The 19,731-nt window shown below is 69.6% G+C and carries 16 protein-coding genes; 5 read left to right on the forward strand and 11 right to left on the reverse strand.

Translation table 11 applies throughout. From position 1 onward, the window contains the following. Window positions 1-63 precede the first annotated feature (63 nt). Window positions 64-1,806 (forward strand): alpha-L-rhamnosidase-related protein, encoded by a 1,743-nt coding sequence (locus DY157_RS07630; protein ID WP_160159484.1) that lies wholly within the window; start codon window positions 64-66, stop codon window positions 1,804-1,806. 68 nt (window positions 1,807-1,874) lie between these two features. Continuing rightward, window positions 1,875-2,996, forward strand: coding sequence for a class II aldolase/adducin family protein (locus DY157_RS07635; protein WP_115728070.1), 1,122 nt, complete (start codon window positions 1,875-1,877; stop codon window positions 2,994-2,996). Window positions 2,997-3,147: 151 nt separating this feature from the next. On the opposite strand, the gene DY157_RS07640 is transcribed toward DY157_RS07635, so the two are convergent. The 8 genes from DY157_RS07640 to DY157_RS07675 form a co-directional block, all read right to left on the reverse strand. After that, a complete protein-coding gene (locus tag DY157_RS07640; RefSeq protein WP_115728071.1) occupies window positions 3,148-4,014 on the reverse strand; it encodes an alpha/beta hydrolase in 867 nt (288 codons plus the stop codon). 69 nt (window positions 4,015-4,083) lie between these two features. Beyond that, entirely contained in the window at window positions 4,084-5,583 is a 1,500-nt protein-coding gene (locus DY157_RS07645) for a rhamnulokinase (protein ID WP_115728072.1), read from the reverse strand. A 136-nt stretch (window positions 5,584-5,719) separates the two neighbouring features. Next, complete coding sequence (gene rhaI / locus DY157_RS07650; protein WP_115728073.1) at window positions 5,720-6,898, reverse strand: L-rhamnose isomerase; 1,179 nt, start codon at window positions 6,896-6,898, stop codon at window positions 5,720-5,722. A gap of 68 nt (window positions 6,899-6,966) precedes the next feature. Beyond that, complete coding sequence (locus DY157_RS07655; protein WP_115728074.1) at window positions 6,967-7,332, reverse strand: L-rhamnose mutarotase; 366 nt, start codon at window positions 7,330-7,332, stop codon at window positions 6,967-6,969. Window positions 7,333-7,500: 168 nt separating this feature from the next. After that, the gene (gene rhaS / locus DY157_RS07660; protein WP_115728075.1) at window positions 7,501-8,601 is read right to left on the reverse strand and encodes a rhamnose ABC transporter substrate-binding protein; all 1,101 of its coding nucleotides are present in this window, start codon (window positions 8,599-8,601) and stop codon (window positions 7,501-7,503) included. Between the two features lie 63 nt (window positions 8,602-8,664). Then, window positions 8,665-9,672, reverse strand: a complete 1,008-nt coding sequence (locus DY157_RS07665) for an ABC transporter permease (RefSeq protein WP_115728076.1) — start codon at window positions 9,670-9,672, stop codon at window positions 8,665-8,667. Beyond that, complete coding sequence (locus DY157_RS07670) at window positions 9,669-10,688, reverse strand: ABC transporter permease (RefSeq protein WP_115728077.1); 1,020 nt, start codon at window positions 10,686-10,688, stop codon at window positions 9,669-9,671. The genes DY157_RS07665 and DY157_RS07670 overlap by 4 nt, the downstream gene beginning before the upstream one ends. Next, window positions 10,685-12,199, reverse strand: coding sequence for a sugar ABC transporter ATP-binding protein (locus DY157_RS07675; RefSeq protein WP_115728078.1), 1,515 nt, complete (start codon window positions 12,197-12,199; stop codon window positions 10,685-10,687). The genes DY157_RS07670 and DY157_RS07675 overlap by 4 nt, the downstream gene beginning before the upstream one ends. Window positions 12,200-12,446: 247 nt before the next feature. Between DY157_RS07675 and DY157_RS07680 the strand changes: the two genes are divergently transcribed. Together DY157_RS07680 and DY157_RS07685 are read left to right on the forward strand one after the other, a co-directional pair. Then, window positions 12,447-13,583, forward strand: a complete 1,137-nt coding sequence (locus DY157_RS07680) for a LacI family DNA-binding transcriptional regulator (RefSeq protein ID WP_115728079.1) — start codon at window positions 12,447-12,449, stop codon at window positions 13,581-13,583. 151 nt (window positions 13,584-13,734) lie between these two features. Next, window positions 13,735-14,988 (forward strand): App1 family protein, encoded by a 1,254-nt coding sequence (locus DY157_RS07685; RefSeq protein WP_115728080.1) that lies wholly within the window; start codon window positions 13,735-13,737, stop codon window positions 14,986-14,988. Window positions 14,989-15,095: 107 nt separating this feature from the next. Here DY157_RS07685 and DY157_RS07690 read toward each other — a convergent pair whose 3' ends face one another. Continuing rightward, complete coding sequence (locus tag DY157_RS07690; RefSeq protein WP_328587401.1) at window positions 15,096-15,782, reverse strand: LytR C-terminal domain-containing protein; 687 nt, start codon at window positions 15,780-15,782, stop codon at window positions 15,096-15,098. A 154-nt stretch (window positions 15,783-15,936) separates the two neighbouring features. Here DY157_RS07690 and DY157_RS07695 point away from each other — a divergent pair, with 154 nt between their 5' ends. Further along, window positions 15,937-17,082: an acyl-CoA dehydrogenase family protein gene (locus DY157_RS07695; RefSeq protein ID WP_115728082.1), complete on the forward strand. Its 1,146-nt coding sequence runs from the start codon at window positions 15,937-15,939 to the stop codon at window positions 17,080-17,082. Between the two features lie 214 nt (window positions 17,083-17,296). Here the strand turns inward: DY157_RS07695 and DY157_RS07700 are convergent, their stop codons facing one another. Together DY157_RS07700 and DY157_RS07705 are read right to left on the reverse strand one after the other, a co-directional pair. Then, window positions 17,297-18,823: a variant leucine-rich repeat-containing protein gene (locus DY157_RS07700; RefSeq protein WP_115728083.1), complete on the reverse strand. Its 1,527-nt coding sequence runs from the start codon at window positions 18,821-18,823 to the stop codon at window positions 17,297-17,299. A 63-nt stretch (window positions 18,824-18,886) separates the two neighbouring features. Further along, window positions 18,887-19,645: an anaerobic ribonucleoside-triphosphate reductase activating protein gene (locus DY157_RS07705; protein WP_115728084.1), complete on the reverse strand. Its 759-nt coding sequence runs from the start codon at window positions 19,643-19,645 to the stop codon at window positions 18,887-18,889. Window positions 19,646-19,731 lie beyond the last annotated feature (86 nt).

Genomic DNA, 19,731 nt, shown 5'->3' on the forward strand with positions numbered 1-19,731 from the left:
CCGTGCGCGCGCCTTGTCTCGGCAACGGGGTCGGTCAGCGTCGGCGACGCGGGGTCGGCCCCAGTGCCGCTCCTCCTCGACGGACCCATCGAACTGCGAGCGGGCAGTCGAGTACGCGTCGACGCCGCACCGGGTATTCCGCCCGCGATAGCGATCGACATCCGCACGGCTGAGCAGCCGACTGTGCGGACGCGCATTCTCGAAGACGACGCCTGGTATGACGCAGATGCGCGCATCGGAGGCCGGGTTCCCCCGCACCTCGCGGGCGAACCCGCTACGCGGGTGGAGCTCCAGCGCTCTGGCGATCTCCACGTCGCACCGCACCCGGTTCTCGGCGAACTCCTCATCTCGGCCGCCGATGCTCCCCGCGAGACAGGAGTCATCACCGGCGAAACGCCCGAAGAAGCGAGAGCGCCTTTCGACCTAGGAGAGTCGCAATCGCCGTTCGTCCCCCTGTCACCCGGCGTGTGGATCTCGTCGAATCGTCTCGGGTTCAGATACGCCCGGGTTGTCGACGACGCTCCAAACGCCGTTCACGTCAACGCCCACGTTCGAAGATTCGATCGGAGGGGGGCGTTCACGTGTTCCGACCACCGTCTTTCGAGAATGTGGACCGCGGCCGCGACGACGCTCGGGCTTTGCATGCAGTCCCTCGTCGTCGACGGATTGAAGCGGGACCGCGTCCCGTGGATGGGCGATAATGCGGCTGCGATCTGGCCGAACATGTATGCCTTCGGAGACTCGACGGCGGTCCGGGACGGAGTCGCAGCGCTCATGCGTTCGACGAGGGGCTACGCGAACGGCATCGCCGACTACACGCTCTGGGGCGTGATCTCTCTCGGCCTCGGCCGTGAGGCGTTCGCCGATCCGGCAATCCTCGACGAGAACATGGAGGACCTCGTCGTCGTCATGCGCAGTCTCCTCTCGCAATGCGACGACCGAGGACTCCTTCGAACGACGGCCGACGATAGCGCCTTCGCCCATTGCGGACCAGACGCAGTGTTCCTCGATTGGGGGGCCGTTCCCGATCCGGATCGTACGTCGACCGCCTTTCAAGCACTGTGGTTCTGGGCGCTGACAACTGCTCGTCGCCTGTTCTCCCTTCCGGACTGGCACGACCGAGAAGATGTCGCCCGTCTCGAGGCTCAGTGCGCGAACGTTGAGGCCGCCCTCCACCGGAGTCTGCACGCCACCGGTCGCGACCCGAACCGCGCTGCGTGGCGCGAGTACCTCGACGGGGAATCGGAGGTCGCCCCACTTCCGAACACTCTTGCAGTCCTCTCAGGACTGAGCTCAGCGGACGAAGCATCGGTACTCGATGTCATCGAAACAACCTCCACGGGGACGCCGGCGATGCGAGCCTGGGCGCTCCGAGCTCTGCTGGCCGGCGGTCGACGCGCCTCCGCGCTCAATATGCTCGAACGGCACTGGGGGCCGATGCTGGATACGGGGACGCCGACGTTCTGGGAGGAGCTCTCGGAGGCGACCGAGACGCCCACGGCGATGTACGGTCGGCCGTTCGGCAAGAGCATGTGCCACGGATGGTCGTCCGGCCCCGCGGATATCCTCCCCCGACTGCTCCTCGGCGTTGAGCCGCTCAACGTCGGCTGGACGGAGTTCTCGGTAACACCCGAACTCGGGGATCTCGAATGGGCCGCCTGTGTGGTGCCGACGACATTCGGGCCAATCTCTGTGGTCGCGGATGCCGATGGCGCTTCGGTCGATATTCCCGCGGGAACCGCACTCATCGATCGAGGAACTCGGATGTCCGGACCCCTCTCGACGAGGATCGAGAGAACTCATTGACAGCTGTGGACGGCGATCCCTACCCTATTGATTGAAACGTTTCATCGACTTCGAGGAAGAAGCGCTCCATGGACGACATCACCACTCAACTCATCCGGCTCGCCAACGAGATCGGCGGGAACACGGAGTTCTCGCGCGCCGGCGGCGGCAACGCCTCGGTGAAGATCGACGGGATCCTCCACATCAAGCCCTCGGGCGTCCCGCTCGCGACCCTGCGCGCCGAGGAACTCGTGCCGCTGCGCATCGACGTCCTCCTCGACGCCCTCCACTCCGACGAGGAGGTCGACGGCGATCCGGTCCGCGTCGCCGCCCAGAGGGCCCAGGTCGGAGACGGCGGGGGCCGTCGCCCCTCGGTCGAGATCCTCTTCCACGCCCTCATCCCCGAGCCGCTCGTCCTCCATCTCCACCCGCTCACCGCGAACGCCGTCACGTGCAACGAGGACGGCCCCGAGCTCGCGGCGCGGATCCTCGGCGACGACGCCGTGTGGGTCGACTACATCGATCCGGGCATGCCGCTCGCCCGCGGCGTCGAGGCCGCGCGCGAGGCCTTCACAGCGCGCACCGGGAAGCCCGCCCCGGGCATCACCCTGCTCGGCAATCACGGCATCATCGTCTCCGGCACCACCTACGACGAGGTCGCCGAGCGCGTCCACTCGCTAACCGACCGGATCCGGTCCGCCATCGACGCGACCCCGGAGCCCGAGGCGCCCCTCGCCGCCGAGATCGTCCCGGCCCGCGCCTCCGAGCTCGCCGAGGCATTCCGCGCCGCGCTCGGTGCCGACGCCACGGCCTCGTCCGCCGAGGACTTCGCCCTCACCGCCTCCAGCCCTGAGGCCGGCCCGGTCACTCGGGGCCCCCTCATCCCCGACCAGATCGTCTATGCCGGCTCGCTTCCGATCATCCTCTCGGGCGACGAGGACGGGGTCGCCATCGCCGCTCTCGTCGAGGCCTACGAGGCCGAGCGCGGGCGCAAGCCGATCATCGCCGTCGTCCCCGGCGCGCTCGTCATCGCCGCGGGCGATTCCGCCTCCGGCGCCGAGAACGCCCTCGCCACCTACTGCGACGCCCTGCGCGTCGCCCGCGACGCCGACCGCCTCGGCCGCGTGCGCGTGATGGACGACCGCGAGCGTCACTTCATCGAGAACTGGGAGGCCGAGGCCTACCGGCGCTCGGTCGCCAAGGAGGGCTGAGCTCTTATCGTCAAGCGGGGGGCGGCCGCCGACTGGAGTCGGCGGCCGCCCCCCGCCTCGTTCACGACGCACTCGAGGGACACGCTTCGACCCGAGAGCCTCAGACGACCCGCCCCGGCGCGAGGATCGAACCAGCCCCCACGGGCATTGATCAGCGATCGCCCGAGGAATCGCCGATTCCGTCCATCCAATCGAGGAAGCGCATCATCGTCCTCATGGCGGTGGGATGGTCCGGCGTGTTGATGTGACCGTGCTCGGTGCCCGGCTCGACGTCGACCTCGACCGCGCATCCGGCCGCCGACGCCTGCTCGGCGAGAAGCTCGCCGGAGGCCCGCAGCGAATCGAATTCGCTGTTGACGATGCGGAGGGGCGGAAGCCCCCCGAGCGGACCATCGCCCGGGAAGAAGTACGCCGCGCCGAAGTTCGAGGCCCCACCGGCATGACCGAGGCTCATGCGGCGGACCATCTCGTCGGTGAACACGGGCCAGGGGCCGGCCGACTTCGCGCAGGCGCTCCGAATCTCATCCGATGCCACCGGCAGCTCAGCGTGCACGATCGGGTACGCGAGGAGGACGCCGAGCGGCACGGGGCCGCCCTCGTCGATCAGCATCCGGCACGCGGCCAGCGCGAGATTCGCTCCCGCACTCGCACCGCCGATGAACCACCCGTCGACGCGACCGTCGATCCTCCCTTCGAGGACCTCGCGCGCGCAATCGCGCACCTGGACGGCGGCGACGGGAACCTCCCGCGCCTCCGTCGTCGGGCCCTCCCCCGTCTCGAAGGGAGTCGGATCGCAGAGGGAGTAGTCGACGGAGACGGCGGTCCGACCCGCGCGAGCGAATTCCCGGCACACCCAATCGGACTCGGGCATGTCGATGTCCCCGTAGGCGAATGCGCCGCCGTGACACCAGACGACGCCCGCAGCGCCGACCGGAGCGAGCGGCGAGTAGACGCGGATGCGCACCTCGCCCTCCGTCGTCGCAACGCGTCGCTCGTCGACCTCGATCGTGGATTCCATCAGTCGCCTTCTACTCCCCCGTGGTCGGGCGCTCGGCTCCGCCCTCGTCGATCCGCGTCCGCGACTCACTCAGCCGAAGACGCGCGCCTCCGCGGCGTCCCAGGCCGCAAGCGCCTCGGGACGCGGCTCGTAGCGGACGACGCGCTCGGACGCCGCAACGACCTCGCGGAGATCGGCGAGGCCGCCCTCGAGCGCGCCGATGGCGCGAAGCTGGACGATCATGTTCCCCATCGCCGTGCCCTCGACGGGGCCCGCGACGACGGGCAGGCCCGTCGCGTCGGCCGTCGACTGGCAGAGGAGGACGTTCTTCGAGCCGCCGCCGACGATGTGGACGACCTCGAGGGGCTCGCCGGAGAGCTCGGAGCCCTCGCGCAGCGCGCGACGGTAGGCGACGACGAGCGACTCGGTGATCGTGCGGAGCACCTGCGCGCGGTTCTCGGGCACGGGCTCGCCGACCTTCTCGCACCACGCGTCGATGCGGCCGAGCATGTCGCCGGGGGCGAGGAACGCCGCGTCGTTGATGTCGAAGAGCGTACGCATCGGCTCGGACGCCTCCGTCTCGGCGTCGAGGACGGGCCAGGACATGTCCTCCATCCCGGACTCGCGCCACTGGCGCAGGCACTCCTGCTGGACCCACATGCCCATGATGTTCTTGAGGTAGCGGACGGTCCCGTCGACGCCGAGCTCGTTCGTGAAGTTCGCGGCGCGCGAGGCCGCCGAGAGGACCGGCTCGTCGAGCTCGATCCCGACGAGGGACCACGTGCCCGAGGAGACGAAGCCGAAGCGGCGACCGTCGACCGCGGGAACGGCGGCGACCGCGGAGGCGGTGTCGTGCGAGCCGACCGCGATGAGGGGCGTGGGCTCGCCGGAGCTCGTCCGCAGATCGACGCCCTCCAAGCGCACCGGGCCGACGACCGCGCCGGGCTCGACGAGCTCGGGGAGCAGCGCGGGCACATCCACCCCGAAGCGGGAGGCGAGCAGGTCGAGGACCTCGGGATCCCAATAGCGGGTGCGCGGATCGACGAGGCCCGTCGTCGACGCGTTCGTCACCTCGCACACGCGGCGGCCCGTCAGCCAGTAGCCGAGGAGGTCGGGGACGAGGAGCATCGTCCGCGCGCTCGACGCGCGCTCCATCTCCTTGTCGGCGACGAGCTGGAACATCGAGTTGAAGGGCTGGAACTGGAGCCCGTTGCGCGCGTAGAGGGCGTCCGCGTCGATCGCGTCGAAGACCGCCTCGACCGCGGGGCCCGTGCGCGGGGAGCGGTAGCACTGCGGGTTCCCGAGCATCCGCCCCTGGGAGTCGAGCAGCCCGTAGTCGACGGCCCAGGAGTCGATGCCGATCGCGTCGACGGGGCCGCGGCGCGCGGCCTCGGCGAGGCCGAAGCGGATCCCGTTCCACAGGGAGAGGATGTCCCACTCGAAGTCGTCGACGCCCTCGACGGACACGCGGACCGGACCGTTCGCGAAGCGCGAGCACTCCTCGATCTCGAGCCTTCCGCCCTCGAGGACGGCCCGCAGGACGCGGCCCGAGGACGCGCCGAGGTCGACCGCGGCGATCGTGTACACCATGCTGAACTCCTTCGAGTCTCGACCCTGACGAGTCGACGGGGCCGTCCCGGCGCTGCCCGCCGGGACGGCCCCCTTCATCGATTCGAGACCCCCGTGGGGGCCGGTGACGTCGGCGCGGATCGCGCCGGCGATCGGATCAGGCGCCCCAGCTGGCCTGCTGGCCGCCGACGCGCCCCTCGGCGATCTTCGCGAGGTACCCCGAGGCGGCGAAGGCCTTCTCCGGATCCGGATCCAGTCCCTTCTCCTCGCGGAGCTCGGCGAGCATCGGGCGGACGTCGGTCCAGAAGGCGTCCATGAGGATGTTGTTCGCGGCGATGACGTCGTGCTCGAGCTGAGCCTTCGTCAGGGCCTCCTCGTCGACGATGAGGGCCTTGGCGGTGGCCTCCTGGACGTTGAGGACGGAGCGGATCTGGCCCGGGATCTTCTCCTCGAGGTTGTGGCACTGATCGAGCATGAAGTTGACGCCCGAATTCTTGTCGAGTGCGTTCGCCGTCACGATCTCGCGCATGATGCGGAAGAGCTGGAAGGGATCGGCGGCGCCGACCATGAGGTCGTCGTCGGCGTAGAAGCGCGAGTTGAAGTCGAACGCTCCGAGGCGACCGGCGCGCAGGAGCTGCATGACGATGAACTCGATGTTCGTGCCCGGGGCGTGGTGGCCCGTGTCGAGGCAGACGACGGCGCGATCGCCGAGGGCGAGGACCTGGCTGAGGGCGGTGCCCCAGTCCGGCACATCGGTCGTGTAGAAGTACGGCTCGAAGAACTTGTACTCGAGGAGGAGCTTCTGGTCGTCGTCGAGCTCGGCGTAGATCTGCGAGAGGGAATCGGCGAGCAGGTCCTGGCGGACGCGCATGGAGTCCTGGCCGGGGTAGTTCGTGCCGTCGGGCAGCCAGATCTTGAGGACCTTGGAGCCGGTGGCCCGCATGACCTCGATGCAGTCGATGTGGTGGGCGATGGCCTTCGCGCGGATGTCCTCGTCCGTGTTCGTCAGGGAGCCGAACTTGTAGTCGTTGTCCTGGAAGACGTTCGAGTTGATCGTGCCGAGCTCGACGCCGAGGTCCTCGGCGTAGGCGCGCAGCGCGGCGAAGTCGTCGACCTTGTCCCACGGGATGTGGAGCGAGACGCGGGGAGACAGGCCCGTGTACTTGTGGACCTCGGCGGCGTCGGCGATCTTCTCGTAGGGGTCGCGCGGGGTGCCGGGGGTCGTGAAGACCTTGAAGCGGGTGCCGGAGTTGCCGTAGGCCCACGAGGGGACCTCGATCGTCTGCTCGGCGAGCAGGCGGTGCTGCTCGGCGCTGAGGTCGGAGAGAGCGACCATGGGGATTTCTCCTTATTCGGTGGAATGAGTGGAATCGTCGGACGGGGCGGCGTCATCGCCGCCGGTGATCATGGAAGGTAGAAGTACTGAGGGAGGATCTGCGCGTCGCCGCCGCCGTCGGGCTGGAAGTACTTCGCCATCTCCGCCTGCCATCGGGTGTTCACCTCGGTGAGGGCCATGGCGGCCTGAGCGGCGTCGACGTCGTCGGACTCGAAGTAGCCGACGCACAGGCCGGTCTCCTCCTCGAGGAAGAGCGAGTAGTTGCGCCAGCCGCTCTGAGAGAGGGCATCTCGCATCTCCTCCCAGACCCTCTGGTGGACGTCGATGTACTCGGGGAGCATCTCGGGGCGGACGCGGAGCAGGAAGCACTGGCGGGTCGGCGACTTCTGCGTCGTCGTCGCGAGGGTCTCGTGAAGATCCGGGGTCTGCGACATCATTCCTCCTTCATCGTCGAAACGGGAACGTCGTTGTCCCCAACAATAGAATGAATCGTTTCACTCGTCAAGGGCCGCCCCTTCTCGACGGCGGAAGCCGGGGCGGCCCGAACGGCGCGGCGGCCGACGGGAAGAACCGTCGGCCGCCGCGATGACGCCTACGACCGATCAGAAGTCGTAGTTGTCGATGTTGTCCGCGTTGAAGCGCACCGGGTCGCCGACGACGACCACGCCGCCCTCCTGGACCTCGCGCTCGCCGAGCTCGCCAGCGATGAACTTGTCGCCGACCGCGCCGGTCATCGCGCCGGACTGGAGCGCCGCGCCCGCGTAGGCCGCGACGTAGCCGAGCTGGGCGGGATCCCAGAGGGCGAATTCCTTGACGGTGCCGTCCTTGACGAAGGAGCGCATCTCGTTGGGGAGACCGAGGCCGGTGAGAACGACCTTACCCTTGTACTCCGAGGTCGAGAGGTAGCGGGCGGTCGCCGCGATGCCGACCGTGGTCGGGGAGACGATGGCGTCGAGGTCGGGGTGCGCCTGGAGCAGGCCCTGGGCCTCCTGGAACGACTTCGTGTCGTCGTCGTCGCCGTAGACCTTGTCGATGATTGTGATGTCCTTGTAGGCGTCGTTGGAGGCGATCTCGTCCTCCATGAACTTGATCCACGCGTTCTGGTTGGTCGCGGTGGCCGTGGCCGAGAGGATCGCGATATTGCCCTTGCCGCCGATCTGCTCGGAGACCATCTCGAGCATCGTGATGGCGACCTGCTTGGACTCGACCTGGTTGATGAAGACGTCGCGGCAGTCGGCCGAGGCGTCGGAGTCGAAGGTGACGACGTGCGAACCGGCGTTCATCGCGTCCTTGAGCGCCGGGCAGACGGCGTCGGGATCATTGGCCGCGATGACGATGACGTTGGTTCCGGCCTGGACCTCGGCGTTGATGAAGGAGACCTGCGAGGAGGACGAGGCCTCGAGCGGGCCGACGACCTGGTTGGCGGAGAAGCCGACCTCTTCGGCGCCCTTCGTGCCGCCGCCGAGCATGACGTCGGAGAAGGGGTTGTTGAGCTGCTTCGGGATGAAGGTGATCGTCGCGTCGGAGACGTCGTACTTGCCGTCGGAGGCGGCCATCGACGAGCTCTGCGAGGTCGAGGCGGACGACGAGCCGGAGTCCGAGGAGGACGAGCTCGAGCCGCCGGAGCATGCGGCGAGGGACATCGAGGCCATGAGGAACATGGCGCCGAAGGCGGCGGTGACGCCGCGGTTGAGTCGAGACATCTTTGTCTTTCCTTTCATCTGGCGCAGATCGCGCCGGGTGGGTTCGTGTTGATCGGAGGAGTACTAAGTGCGGTTCCGGCTCCGCCAGTCCTTGACGGCGCTCACCACCGAGGGGGCGACGACGGAGCCGATGAGGAGCAGGCCGGTGATCATCACGAGGACGACCTCCGGGATGCGGTTGAGGCGGAGCGCATAGTTGAGGACGCCGACGGTGAAGACGCCGAAGACGGATCCCCAGATGGAGCCCTTGCCGCCGAAGACGGACACGCCGCCGAAGACGATGGCCGCGATGACGGTGAGCTCGAGTCCCTCGACGTTGTCGGACTTCGCCGCCGAGTAGCGCAGGGTGTAGAAGACGCCGCCGACCGCCGCCATGAATCCGGAGAGGACGAGGGCGATCATCCTCGACTTCTTCGTATCGATGCCGACGAAGCGCGCGGCCTCCTGGGAGTAGCCGAGGGCATAGAGCCCGCGGCCGTACGGGGTCTTGTGGAGGAGGATCCAGAAGAGCAGGACGAAGACGACGAGCGGGATCGCGACGTAGGGGATGCCGGTCTTCCCGAAGGAGCCGGTCGCGAACGAGGTCGCCCACTCGGGGAACTTCGAGATCGACTGATCGCCGATGACGACGAGCGCGAGCCCTCGGTAGAGGGCGAGCGTGCCGATCGTGACGGCGAGCGCCGGGATGCCGATGTACGCGGTGATGATGCCGTTGATGCCGCCGCAGAGGATCCCGATGATGAGGCAGATGACGACCGCCATCCAGAAGGGCGTGCCGCCCTGGACGAGGACGCCGAGGCTCGCGGAGACGAGGCCCGCGGTCGAGGCGACCGACAGGTCGATGTCGGCGTTCACCATGACGAGCGTCATCGGCAGCGCCATGAGGAGCGTCGTCGTCACGTCGAGCGTGAGGTAGGTGAGCGTGCGGGGCTGCCCGAAGCGGGGGACGAGGACGAGGGCCAGGACGATCGCGGCGAGGAGGATGAGGGCCATCTTCGTGTCGCGCGAGGCCCAGAGCCTGCCGAGGGCCGAGGGGCCCTTCTTCGCGGTCTGGATTTCCGGGGCGGTCATGACTGCGCCCCTCCCTTCTTGCGCAGGGCGTCCTGACGACGGATCGTCGACACCCGGTCGATGAGGATCGCGACGATGATGAGGATGCCGACGACCGCGCGCTGCCAGAACTTGTCGACGCCGACGGCAGTGAGGGCCGAGGTGATCGTGTTGAGGAGGAGCGCGCCGATCGCGGCGCCGTAGGCGGTGCCCACGCCGCCGGTCATCGCGACGCCGCCGACGACGCAGGCCGCGACGATGTCGAGCTCCATGCCCGTGCCGGTCGTCGCGCCGACGGAGTTGAACCGGGAGGCGTAGAGGACGCCGCCGAGGCCGACGAGCGCGCCGTTCGCGACGAACGCGGCGAACACCCTCTTGCCGACGGGGATGCCGTAGACGGCCGCGGCGTCCCGATCGGATCCGATCGCGTAGAGATCGCGCCCCGACCTCGCGAATCGCTGGTAGAGCGAGACGAGGACGATGACGATGACCGCGAGGAGCGTGAGGATCGGGAATCCGAGGATCGTCGCGACGCCCATGTCGCCGAAGGCCTGGGGGCGATCGCCCGCGAAGTACTGCTTCGAGCCGGCCCACCAGTTGAGGGCGCCGCGGAACACGTACATCGTGCCGAGCGTGATGACCATCGCGGGCACCTTCGCCTTGGTGACGAGTGCGCCGTTGATCGCGCCGAGCACCGCGCCGAGGAGCGTGCCGAGGATGAAGACCGCGATGATCGGCATGCCGTCGGAGGACGCGAAGAGGACGCCGGTGAAGAACGCCGAGCAGCCGAGGATCGAGCCGATCGAGAGGTCGACGCCCTCGGAGGAGATGATGAGCGACTGGCCCGCCGCGAGCAGCATCGCGATCGTCGCGTTGAGGAAGAGGTCCTTCACGCCCTGCGCGGTGAGGAAGCGGGGGTTGAGCGCCCAGGTGATGAGGACGAGTGCGATGAGCGAGATGATGACGGGCATCTCGCGCGCGCCGAAGAAGCGCTTGAGGTCGAAGGACCTCGATCGTGGAGCGGTGGTCGTGCTCATGATGCCGCCTTCGCGTGGTCGGTCGCCGCGGTCATGACGTTCTCGGCGTTCGCCTCGGCGCGGGTGAATTCGCCGGTGACGACGCCCTCGCACATGACGAGCACCCGGTCGGACATTCCGAGGACCTCGGGGAGCTCCGAGGAGATCATGATGATGCCGACGCCGGACTGGGCGAGCGTGGAGAGGAGTCGGTGGACCTCGGACTTCGTGCCGACGTCGATGCCGCGGGTCGGCTCGTCGACGATGAGGATGCGCGGCTCGGTGGCGAGCCACTTCGCGAGGACGACCTTCTGCTGGTTGCCGCCGGAGAGGGAGGAGACCGGGTCGAACTGGCTGGAGGTCTTCACTTCGAGGCGCTTCGACCATTCCTCGGCGCTCCTCGCCTCGCGCTTCGCGTCGATGATCCCGAAGCGGGCGAGCTTCTCGCGGAGCGTGAGGGCGGCGTTGCGCATGACCGAGAGGTCCATGACGAGGCCCTGCTTGCGGCGGTCCTCCGGGACGAAGCCGAGGCCGGCCTTGATCGCCGCAGTGGTGTCGCCGGAGCGGAGCCTCTTGCCGAAGACCTCGACCGTGCCGGCGTCGGCCTTGTCGATGCCCATGATCGCGCGGGCGACCTCGGAGCGGCCGGCGCCGACGAGGCCCGCGAGGCCGACGATCTCGCCGGAGTGAACCTCGAAGGAGACGTCGCGGAAGACGCCGGTGCGGGTGAGGCCGTCGACCTTGAGGACGACGTCGCCGATCTCGGCGTCGAGCTTGGGGAAAAGCTGGTCGACGCTGCGACCGACCATGTCGCGGACGAGTTCGGGCTCGTTCGTCTCCGCGATCATGCGGGTCGACACGTAGCGCCCGTCGCGCATGATGGTGACGCGGTCGCAGAGGCCGAAGATCTCCTCCATGCGGTGGGAGATGAACATGAGGGCGGCGCCCTTGTCGCGCAGCGCCCGGGCGATCGTGAAGAGGCGGTCGACCTCGTGCCCGGAGAGGGCGGCGGTCGGCTCGTCCATGATGAGGACCTTGGCGTCGAGGGAGATGGCCTTCGCGATCTCGAGGATCTGCTGATCGGCGATCGAGAGGCCCTCGGCGGGACGGGAGGGGTCGATGTCGACCTCGAGGCGGTCGAAGAGGGCCTGGGCGTCGTCGCGCATCTTCGCGTGGTCGATCATGCCGAGCGCCTTGACGGGCTGGCGCCCGATATAGATGTTCTCGGCGACCGTGAGGTCGGGGAAGAGGGTCGGCTCCTGGTAGATGACGGAGATTCCGGCGGCCTTCGACTCGGCCGGAGTGCTGAAGGAGACGGGCTTCCCGTCGAGGAGGAATTCCCCGGCGTTCGGCCGATGGATGCCCGCGAGGACTTTGACGAGCGTCGACTTGCCGGCGCCGTTCTCCCCGGCGAGCGCGTGGATCTCGCCCGGATACAGCTCGATGCATCCATCGCCCATCGCGGTGAAGGAGCCGAACTTCTTCACAGCGTGCTGAAGGGAGACAACGGGCTGAACGGTTTCGCGTGTCACGCGACCACCTCCACATTGAGGTTGAAACGATTCAGTGCCCTGAGTCTGCACTTCCGAGCGCGAGCTTGTCAACCACATTCGCGAATCGTTTCACGGACGTGACCTTCCGACGCTCGTTTCATCCTCCCCGGCACATCGAGGCGACATCACCGCCCGTCACCTGGTCTTTTGCGGAAGACTCCCGGGCGGCGCATCACTAGTGGCACGATGGGGGCCCAAGCATCCCCGAGGAAAGGCGGAACAGACGATGGCCCCCGGCAAGCCCGCCGACCGCGCGCCCGGCGTCAAGGACGTCGCCGCGCTCGCCGGCGTCTCCGTCGGCACCGTCTCGAACGTCGTCAACGGCCGCGGCACCGTGCGCCCCGCCGTCCGCGAGCGCGTCGAGGCCGCGATCAAGGAGCTCGGCTACGTCCCGAACCCCACGGCCCAGGCCCTGCGCAAGGGCGTCTCCCCACTCGTCGGCGTCGCCGTCTTCGACCTCACGAACCCCTTCTTCATGGAGGCCGCCGCCGGCATCGAACGGCGCCTCTCCGAGGAGGGCTGCGTGATGTCGCTGTCCTCCACCCACTCCGACTCCCGCCGAGAGGCCCGCCTCCTCCGCACCCTCGCCGGGCAGGCGGTCCGCGGCATCCTCCTCACGCCCGCCGACTCCGAGCTCGCCGTCGCCCACGAGCTCGTCGAGCGCGGCGTCCCGGTCGTCCTCTTCGACTCCCCCGACACCCCGCCGGACATCTCCTCGATCTCGATCGACGACCGCGCTGGCGCGACCCTCGCGATCGAGCACCTCCTCGCCCTCGGACACCGGGATCTCCTCTTCCTCAACGGACCAACGTCCGTCCGCCAGGCCCGCAATCGTCAGCGGGGGGTCGACGACGCGATCGCGCACTGGACCGAGAGGGAGGCGAAGGACGCGGCGTTCACCGGCCCCTCGATCCGCCTCGAGACCCTCAACGTCGAGGACTTCACCGCCGACGCGGGGCGTCAGGCGATGTTCGACTACCTCGAGTCGCGCGGGATCGCCGCGCACGTCGGCTCGGAGGGCATCGACCAGCCGACCGGCCCGCTCTCCCCTCCCGATCTTCCCGAGGGCTTCCCCACGGGGATCTTCTGCGCGAACGACCTCATCGCCTTCGGCGCGATGACGGCCCTGCGCGACTCCGGCGTCCGCGTGCCCCAGGACGTCTCGCTCGTCGGCTTCGACGACATCGCGATCGCCGCCGAGATGTCGACACCGCTCACCACGGTCCATCAGCCGATGGTCGAGCTCGGCACCGAGGCCGTCAACCTCCTCCTCAAGAGCACGCGCCCGGACTCCTCGGTCACGCACCTGAAGTTCTATCCGCGCCTCGTGGTCCGCAAGTCGACCGCCGCCCCCTCGCGCTGACCCCTCCCCCGCCGTCTTCCGCACGAGGGCGGGGCGACGAGCCGAATCCGGGGGACTCGCGAGCCTCCCCTCCTCGGGTCCACGGCCCCGGCCTCGTCCCCCGTCGCGGCGCGAATCGGGCACAATGGCGGTATCCCCGCACAGGAGGCCCATGTTCGCCGAACCGCTCATCGACGACGAGTCGTCGTCGTTGCTCCTCACCCTCACCTCATCCTTCGGCGAGGCCGGGTCGAAGGCGCTCTCCCGTTTCCTCGGCGACTGGGGATTCCACCCCGGCATCGTCGGCTTCGGCGGTCACGGCTCGACGCGTCGGGCCCGCGTGCTCGGCCGCGTCATCATGGAGCGGCGCCACGACGAGCGCTCCTGGCTCTCCCAGAGGCGCGGATGGCGGCAGTTCTTCGACGCGCAGGTGCCGCGCCAGCCCGTCCTCGTGACCGTCGGCTCGCAGCGCCGCATCGCCTTCGCCGACCGCGGCGGCTACATCGACCTCTCCGTCCCCGGGCACGGTCTCTCGGCCGGATGGCACAGCGCGTGGATGCAGGTTCTCCACGAGGGCGACGTCCGAGCGCTCGGTCTTCAAGAGGGCGACACCCTGCGCTCCGAGCCCGCTCCCGCCGGAGCCGGAAATGCGGCCCGCGCCTCAGGGCGGGTGCGCGCCGGCGCCCCAGTGTCGGTCGCCCTGCGGATCATCGGGGACGAGGAGACCTTCGGCGTCGTCTCCGACATCGACGACACCGTGATGGTGACGATGCTCCCCCGCCTGTTCGTCGCGGCGAAGCACTCCTTCGTCGACCGCGTGTCCTCCCGCGAGGCCGTCCCCGGCATGGCGGCGTTCCTCTCCGCCCTCGCCGGAGTCGGAGCAGACGCGGTCCCCGAGGGCATCGCCCCGCACGCGCCCGTCGTCTACCTCTCGACCGGCGCCTGGAACGTCGTCCCCGCGCTCCGCGACTTCCTCAACCGGCTCGACTACCCGCGCGGCGGGTTCCTCATGACGGACTTCGGGCCCTCGAACACCGGCTGGTTCCGCTCCGGGCCCGAGCACAAGCGCCGCGAGCTGCGCAGGCTCGCCCGTACCTTCCCCACCGTCAAGTGGCTCCTCGTCGGCGACGACGGGCAGCGCGACCCGGAGATCTACGCGGAATTCGCGCGCGAGTTCCCCTCGAACGTCGCCGGCATCGCGATCCGCTCCCTCTCCGAGATCGAGCAGTTCATGTCCCACGGCACCTTCGAGGCACTCGTCCCCGACGCCCTGTGGACCGCGCCCGAGAGGATCCCCGTGTGGTTCGGATCCGACGGCGACGCGCTCATGCACGGCATCAAGTCCGGTGGGCTTTCGCGGATCGCGGGCGGGCGCGCCGATCCGGATGCGAAGAAGCGCCGCGCGAAATCATCGCGCGCGGAGTGACGAGGACGGGGCGCCGTCCCTTCGAGCGGGGACGACGAGGCGTTGGCTGAACGAGCAGTGGGGGGCGAAGCCGGATGGCACCGCCCCCCACTCGTCGAATTCGGCGATCAGTTCCCCGACTGACCGGACTGTGCGCCCGATTGCGCGCCGGACTGGGCGCCGGACTGGGCTCCCGACTGGGCCGTCGCACGCGCCGCGTCCTCGTCGGAGAGGGCGAGGCACCCGTCGGGCGAGGCGATCGCCTCGGTGGACTCCGAGATCCGCTTGATCTCATCGGCCGACAGCGGGCCGTCGTAGAAGGTGCCGAGCAGCACCGACACCGTCTTGTCCGTCGCCTCCGTGAGGACGACCTTCGACTTCGGGAAGAAGCGCGCGACCGTGTAGGCGTCGTTGACCGCGGCGGGCCCCGCGTCGATCTCGACCGTGCCCGCGTACTCCGGGCTCGAATTGCCCGCCTCGAGCGGCGTGTAGCCGGCCGCCGTCAGCATGTTCGTCGCCTCGGACGCGAGGCCCTGACGGGACGTCGTATTGAGGACCTGCACCTTGATCGACGCCGCGGCCACCGGCGTCGCGTCGCCCGCCGGGCAGGGGATCGTCCCCGCCGACGCGTACTTCGTCGCCTTCGAGAAGTCATTCCCGAAGGGCACGAGGACGAGCCCCGAGAGGACGAGGACGCTGAGCAGCGCGAGCGCCGCCATCACGGCGCCGGTGACGGCGAAGGTGAGGTTCTGCTTGCGCTGGCGCTCCTTGAGGAAGCGCTGACGCGGAGTGAGGGCCGGCATCTGGGAAGTCACCCTCCCAAACTACTCGACGCGACGCCGCCCCGGGACGCGACTCTCGCGTGAGGCGCCGTCGATCCGGTCGCGCGCGAGCGGCGTCGCCACGCCGCGCGTCCGGAGCGCTGCGGCGATAGCGTTGGGGCGCCGATCCGATAGCGAAAGGACCCCCATGGGCTTCCTCCCCGACGACCTCCTCGCCCGCATCCACGAGCGCGCCGGCCTCCACGACACCGAGAACACCTTCCCCGTCGACGACCTCGCCGAGCTCCGCGACGCCGGCTACCTCGTCGCCTTCGTCCCCGCCGAGTACGGGGGCGCCGGCCTCACCCTCGAGGAGATCGCCGCCGAGCAGACGCGCCTCGCGAAGGCCGCCCCGGGCACGGCCCTCGGCATCAACATGCACCAGATCATCGTCGGCCTCGGCCGTCACCTCGTCCGCAACGGGAATCCGCGCGGCGAGATCATCCTGCGCGACGCGGCCGCCGGAGAACTCTACGGCTTCGGCATCTCCGAGCCCGGCAACGACCTCGTCCTCTTTGGATCGATCACGAAGGCGACGCCCGACTCCGAGGGCGGCTACTCCTTCGAGGGGACGAAGATCTTCACGTCCCTCGCCCCCGTCTGGACGCGCCTCATGACCTTCGGTCGCGACGACTCCGGCGAGGACGGCCCCCACTCCGTCTTCGCGATCCTCCACCGCGAGGACGGCGGATTCACCATCAAGGACGACTGGAACACCCTCGGCATGCGCGCCACCCAGTCGAACACGACGATCCTCGAGGGCGCCCACGCCCCCGCCGACCGGATCCTCACGCGCTGCGAGCCCGGCCCCTCGAAGGACCCGGTCGTCTTCGGAATCTTCTCCCACTTCGAGATCCTCCTCGCGGCCACCTATCAGGGCGTCGGCGAGCGCGCGGTCGAGGTCGCCGCGGAGCACGTGAAGACCCGCAGGTCCGTGAAGAATGCGACCGTCTACGCGAACGACCCCGACATCCGCTGGAGGATCGCCGAGGCCGCGATCACGATGAACGCCGTCGGCCCCCAGATCCGCGAACTCGCCCGCGACGTCGAGGCCGGCGTCGACCGCGGCGCGATCTGGATGCCGCAGCTCTCCGCCGCGAAGAACGCCGCCGCCGAGGCGACGCTCCGCGCCGTCGAGCAGGCGATCCGCGCGTGCGGCGGCTCGTCGTACTACGCGAAGCACGAGCTCTCGCGCCTCTACCGCGACGCCCTCGCGGGCCTCTTCCAGCCCTCCGACCAGGAGTCGCTCCACGGCGCGTGGGCGAACGCGATGCTCGGGCCGATCGAGAAGTGAGCACGGGTCTCATGGCGCGAGCGCGCTGAACGCCCCTCTGGGCGCGTTCAGCGACGCCCGACCATCCACGGGAACGGCGAGGGGGAGGACCCATCGGTCCTCCCCCTCGCTGTCGCATGCGCTCCCGCTGCTTGCCTCATCGGGGTTTCGCCGCCCCTTCGCTCCGATATCGGTGGTGAGGCAAGCAGCGGGAGCAATCGCTCTGACTCGCCCCCTACCAGGTGAACGCGCTCGGCGCGATCTCGCCCGTGTCCCCGACCATCCAGCCGCCGCGCGCGAGTGCGAAGGACGTGCCGGTCATCGTGTTCCAGCAGGAGATGCCGTCCTCGGTCGACGAGCACGCGAAGTCTCCGTGGGTCGCGTACGAGCCGTAGGGCAGGGCATTGCGAACGTCGCCGACGTCGCCCTGGGCGCACGAATTCTCCGCGGTGTCCGCGGTCGCGACGAGGACGCCGTAGGAGCGGCCGCCGCAGGTGTCGAAGGAGGTCCCGGCCCAGCGGGTCTCGTAGATCTGGCAGGTCACCGCGTCGGTCCCGAGGACGCACGCGATGTTCCCGGAGGGCGCGGTGAGCTGGGCCATGTCGACCGCGCCGGCGGGAGCCGGGTACTTCGGTTCGGAGGGTTCCGACTGAGCGGCGTCCGTCGCCGAGCTCTGCGCGCTCGAAGAGCCCGAGTCGGCCGACCCGGTCGTCGACGAATTCGACCCGGTCGTGGAGGAATCCGACCCGGCGGTCGTCGGCGTCCGCGTTCCGAAGCCGTTCGTCACGAGCCACCCGACGACGAGGAGGAGCACGAGCGCGATCGCGACAAGGACCGCGAGCGGGACGGGGATTCCGCGTTTGGCCTCCCTTCCGTCCTCGGGCGCGACGGGGGCGGCGCCCGGCCACTGCGGAGTCGCACCGGCAGAGGGGGCCGCACCGGTCGGCGCCCACCCGGTCGGCGTCGCGACGGGGGCGGCATCGGGGTCGGCGGGTTCGGCGGCCCATCCGGCCGCCCTCGTCGGCTGGGCGGACACGGCCTCGGGGGCCCAGGGATTCGCGGCCGGCATCGGCGCGTCCCAGACGGCGCCCGCGCCGGGCTCGTCGTCGAGGGCGGGCGAGGTCCCCGCCGGGAAGATCGAGGCCCGCTCGACGGGGCCGCTCGGCGCCTCCTCGACGCGCGGGAACTCGGCGGTCGCCGATTCGGCGGCGGGCAGAACGGCGGTAGCCGACTCCTCCTCCGCGGGCTCATCGGACCCCGGCCGCCCAGCGGCGGTGTCGTCGGGCTCGCGCTCGTCCATCGACGAGGACGCAGGGTCGCCCCCGTCCTCGGGGAGCGACTCGATCGCGGGCGCCTCCCGAGTCGCCTCCAAGTCGTCGTCGTCCGTGAACTCCACGGGCGAATCCGCCTCGGCGGGCTCTTCTTCGCCAGGCTGTTCCTCGACCTCGGTCGGCGCGAAGGCGGACTCGTCCGACGCCTGCGGCTCTTCGGCGCCGCCCATCGCGGTGTCGGCCGCGCCCTCGTCGATCGCCACGGGTTCGGGCGGCATGTCCGCAGCGCGGCGCGCGGCGACGGCCGCGCTCACCTCGGGGTCGCCGAGCACGTCGAGCCAGTCGAGGAGCCCCGGGTACGCGTTCGGGTGCGCGGCGACGCGGGCGCGCAGCTCGGGGCGGTAGTAGGCGATGAGTCGCAGATCCCCGGCGCTCGTCGTCGGGTCGGCGACTGACTGCTCGGGGTCCCTCGGACTCGGCGGATTCGACATCGCGCCTCCTCGTTTCTCGCAGCGGACGGCGAATCCACCGTAATATACGGGCCGCGAGCAGGCTCAGGCGGGGCGGAACTCGAATCTCTCGAAGCCGAGCGCCTCGCAGTCGCGGGCGAGCGCCGCGACCTGATCGTCCCAGCCCGCGCCGCTCGCCTCGAAGCCCTCCGGAGTGCCGAGCGCGCGCGCCTGCTGGAGCGCGAACGACCTGGCCCCGGCCGCCTTCACCGCGCGCGCCACGTCGAGGCCGTCGCCCGGGCCCTCCGGGTAGACGGTGAGCCGGACCTCGTGGTCGACCTCCGGGTGCGCGAGAACGAGGCGCAGCGACTCCCACGCCCGCTCCCCGGCGCCCTGACGGCCCGCGACCTCCTCGTAGTGCTCGGGCATCGCCTTGACGTCGACGCCCACCCAGTCGACGAGGCCCTGCTCGAGGATCGCCTCGAGCCGCCGCGGGTAGGGTCCCGCCGTGTGGAGGCCGACGAGGTAGCCGAGCTCGCGGACGCGCCGCATCGCGGGCAGGAGGGCGAGCTGGCGCGTCGCCTCGCCGCCGGAGAACACGACCCCGTCGAGCAGGCCGTGGCGCCGCTCGAGCAGGCGCTCGAGCGCGTCCCACGCGACGACCCCCGGGATCCGCGGATCGAGGATCGCCGAGTTCTGGCAGTACGGGCACGCCCACGGGCACCCCTGGCAGAACACGGACGCGACGAACTTCCCCGGCCAGTCGACCGTCGACATCGGGACGAGCCCGGCGATCTGGAGGTCGTCCGGCACGAGGGCCTCGTGATTCCCGCCCGGTCGACCGGGGTCCCGGCTCTTATACACATCTGACGCTGCCGACGAATAGAGAGGTGTGGGAGTCGGTGGGCGCGCGCTATGTTAAAAAAAAAAAACGAATATAAGGAAAAAGA

Source organism: Actinomyces culturomici (genome assembly GCF_900499005.1).
Lineage (GTDB): Bacteria > Actinomycetota > Actinomycetes > Actinomycetales > Actinomycetaceae > Pauljensenia > Pauljensenia culturomici.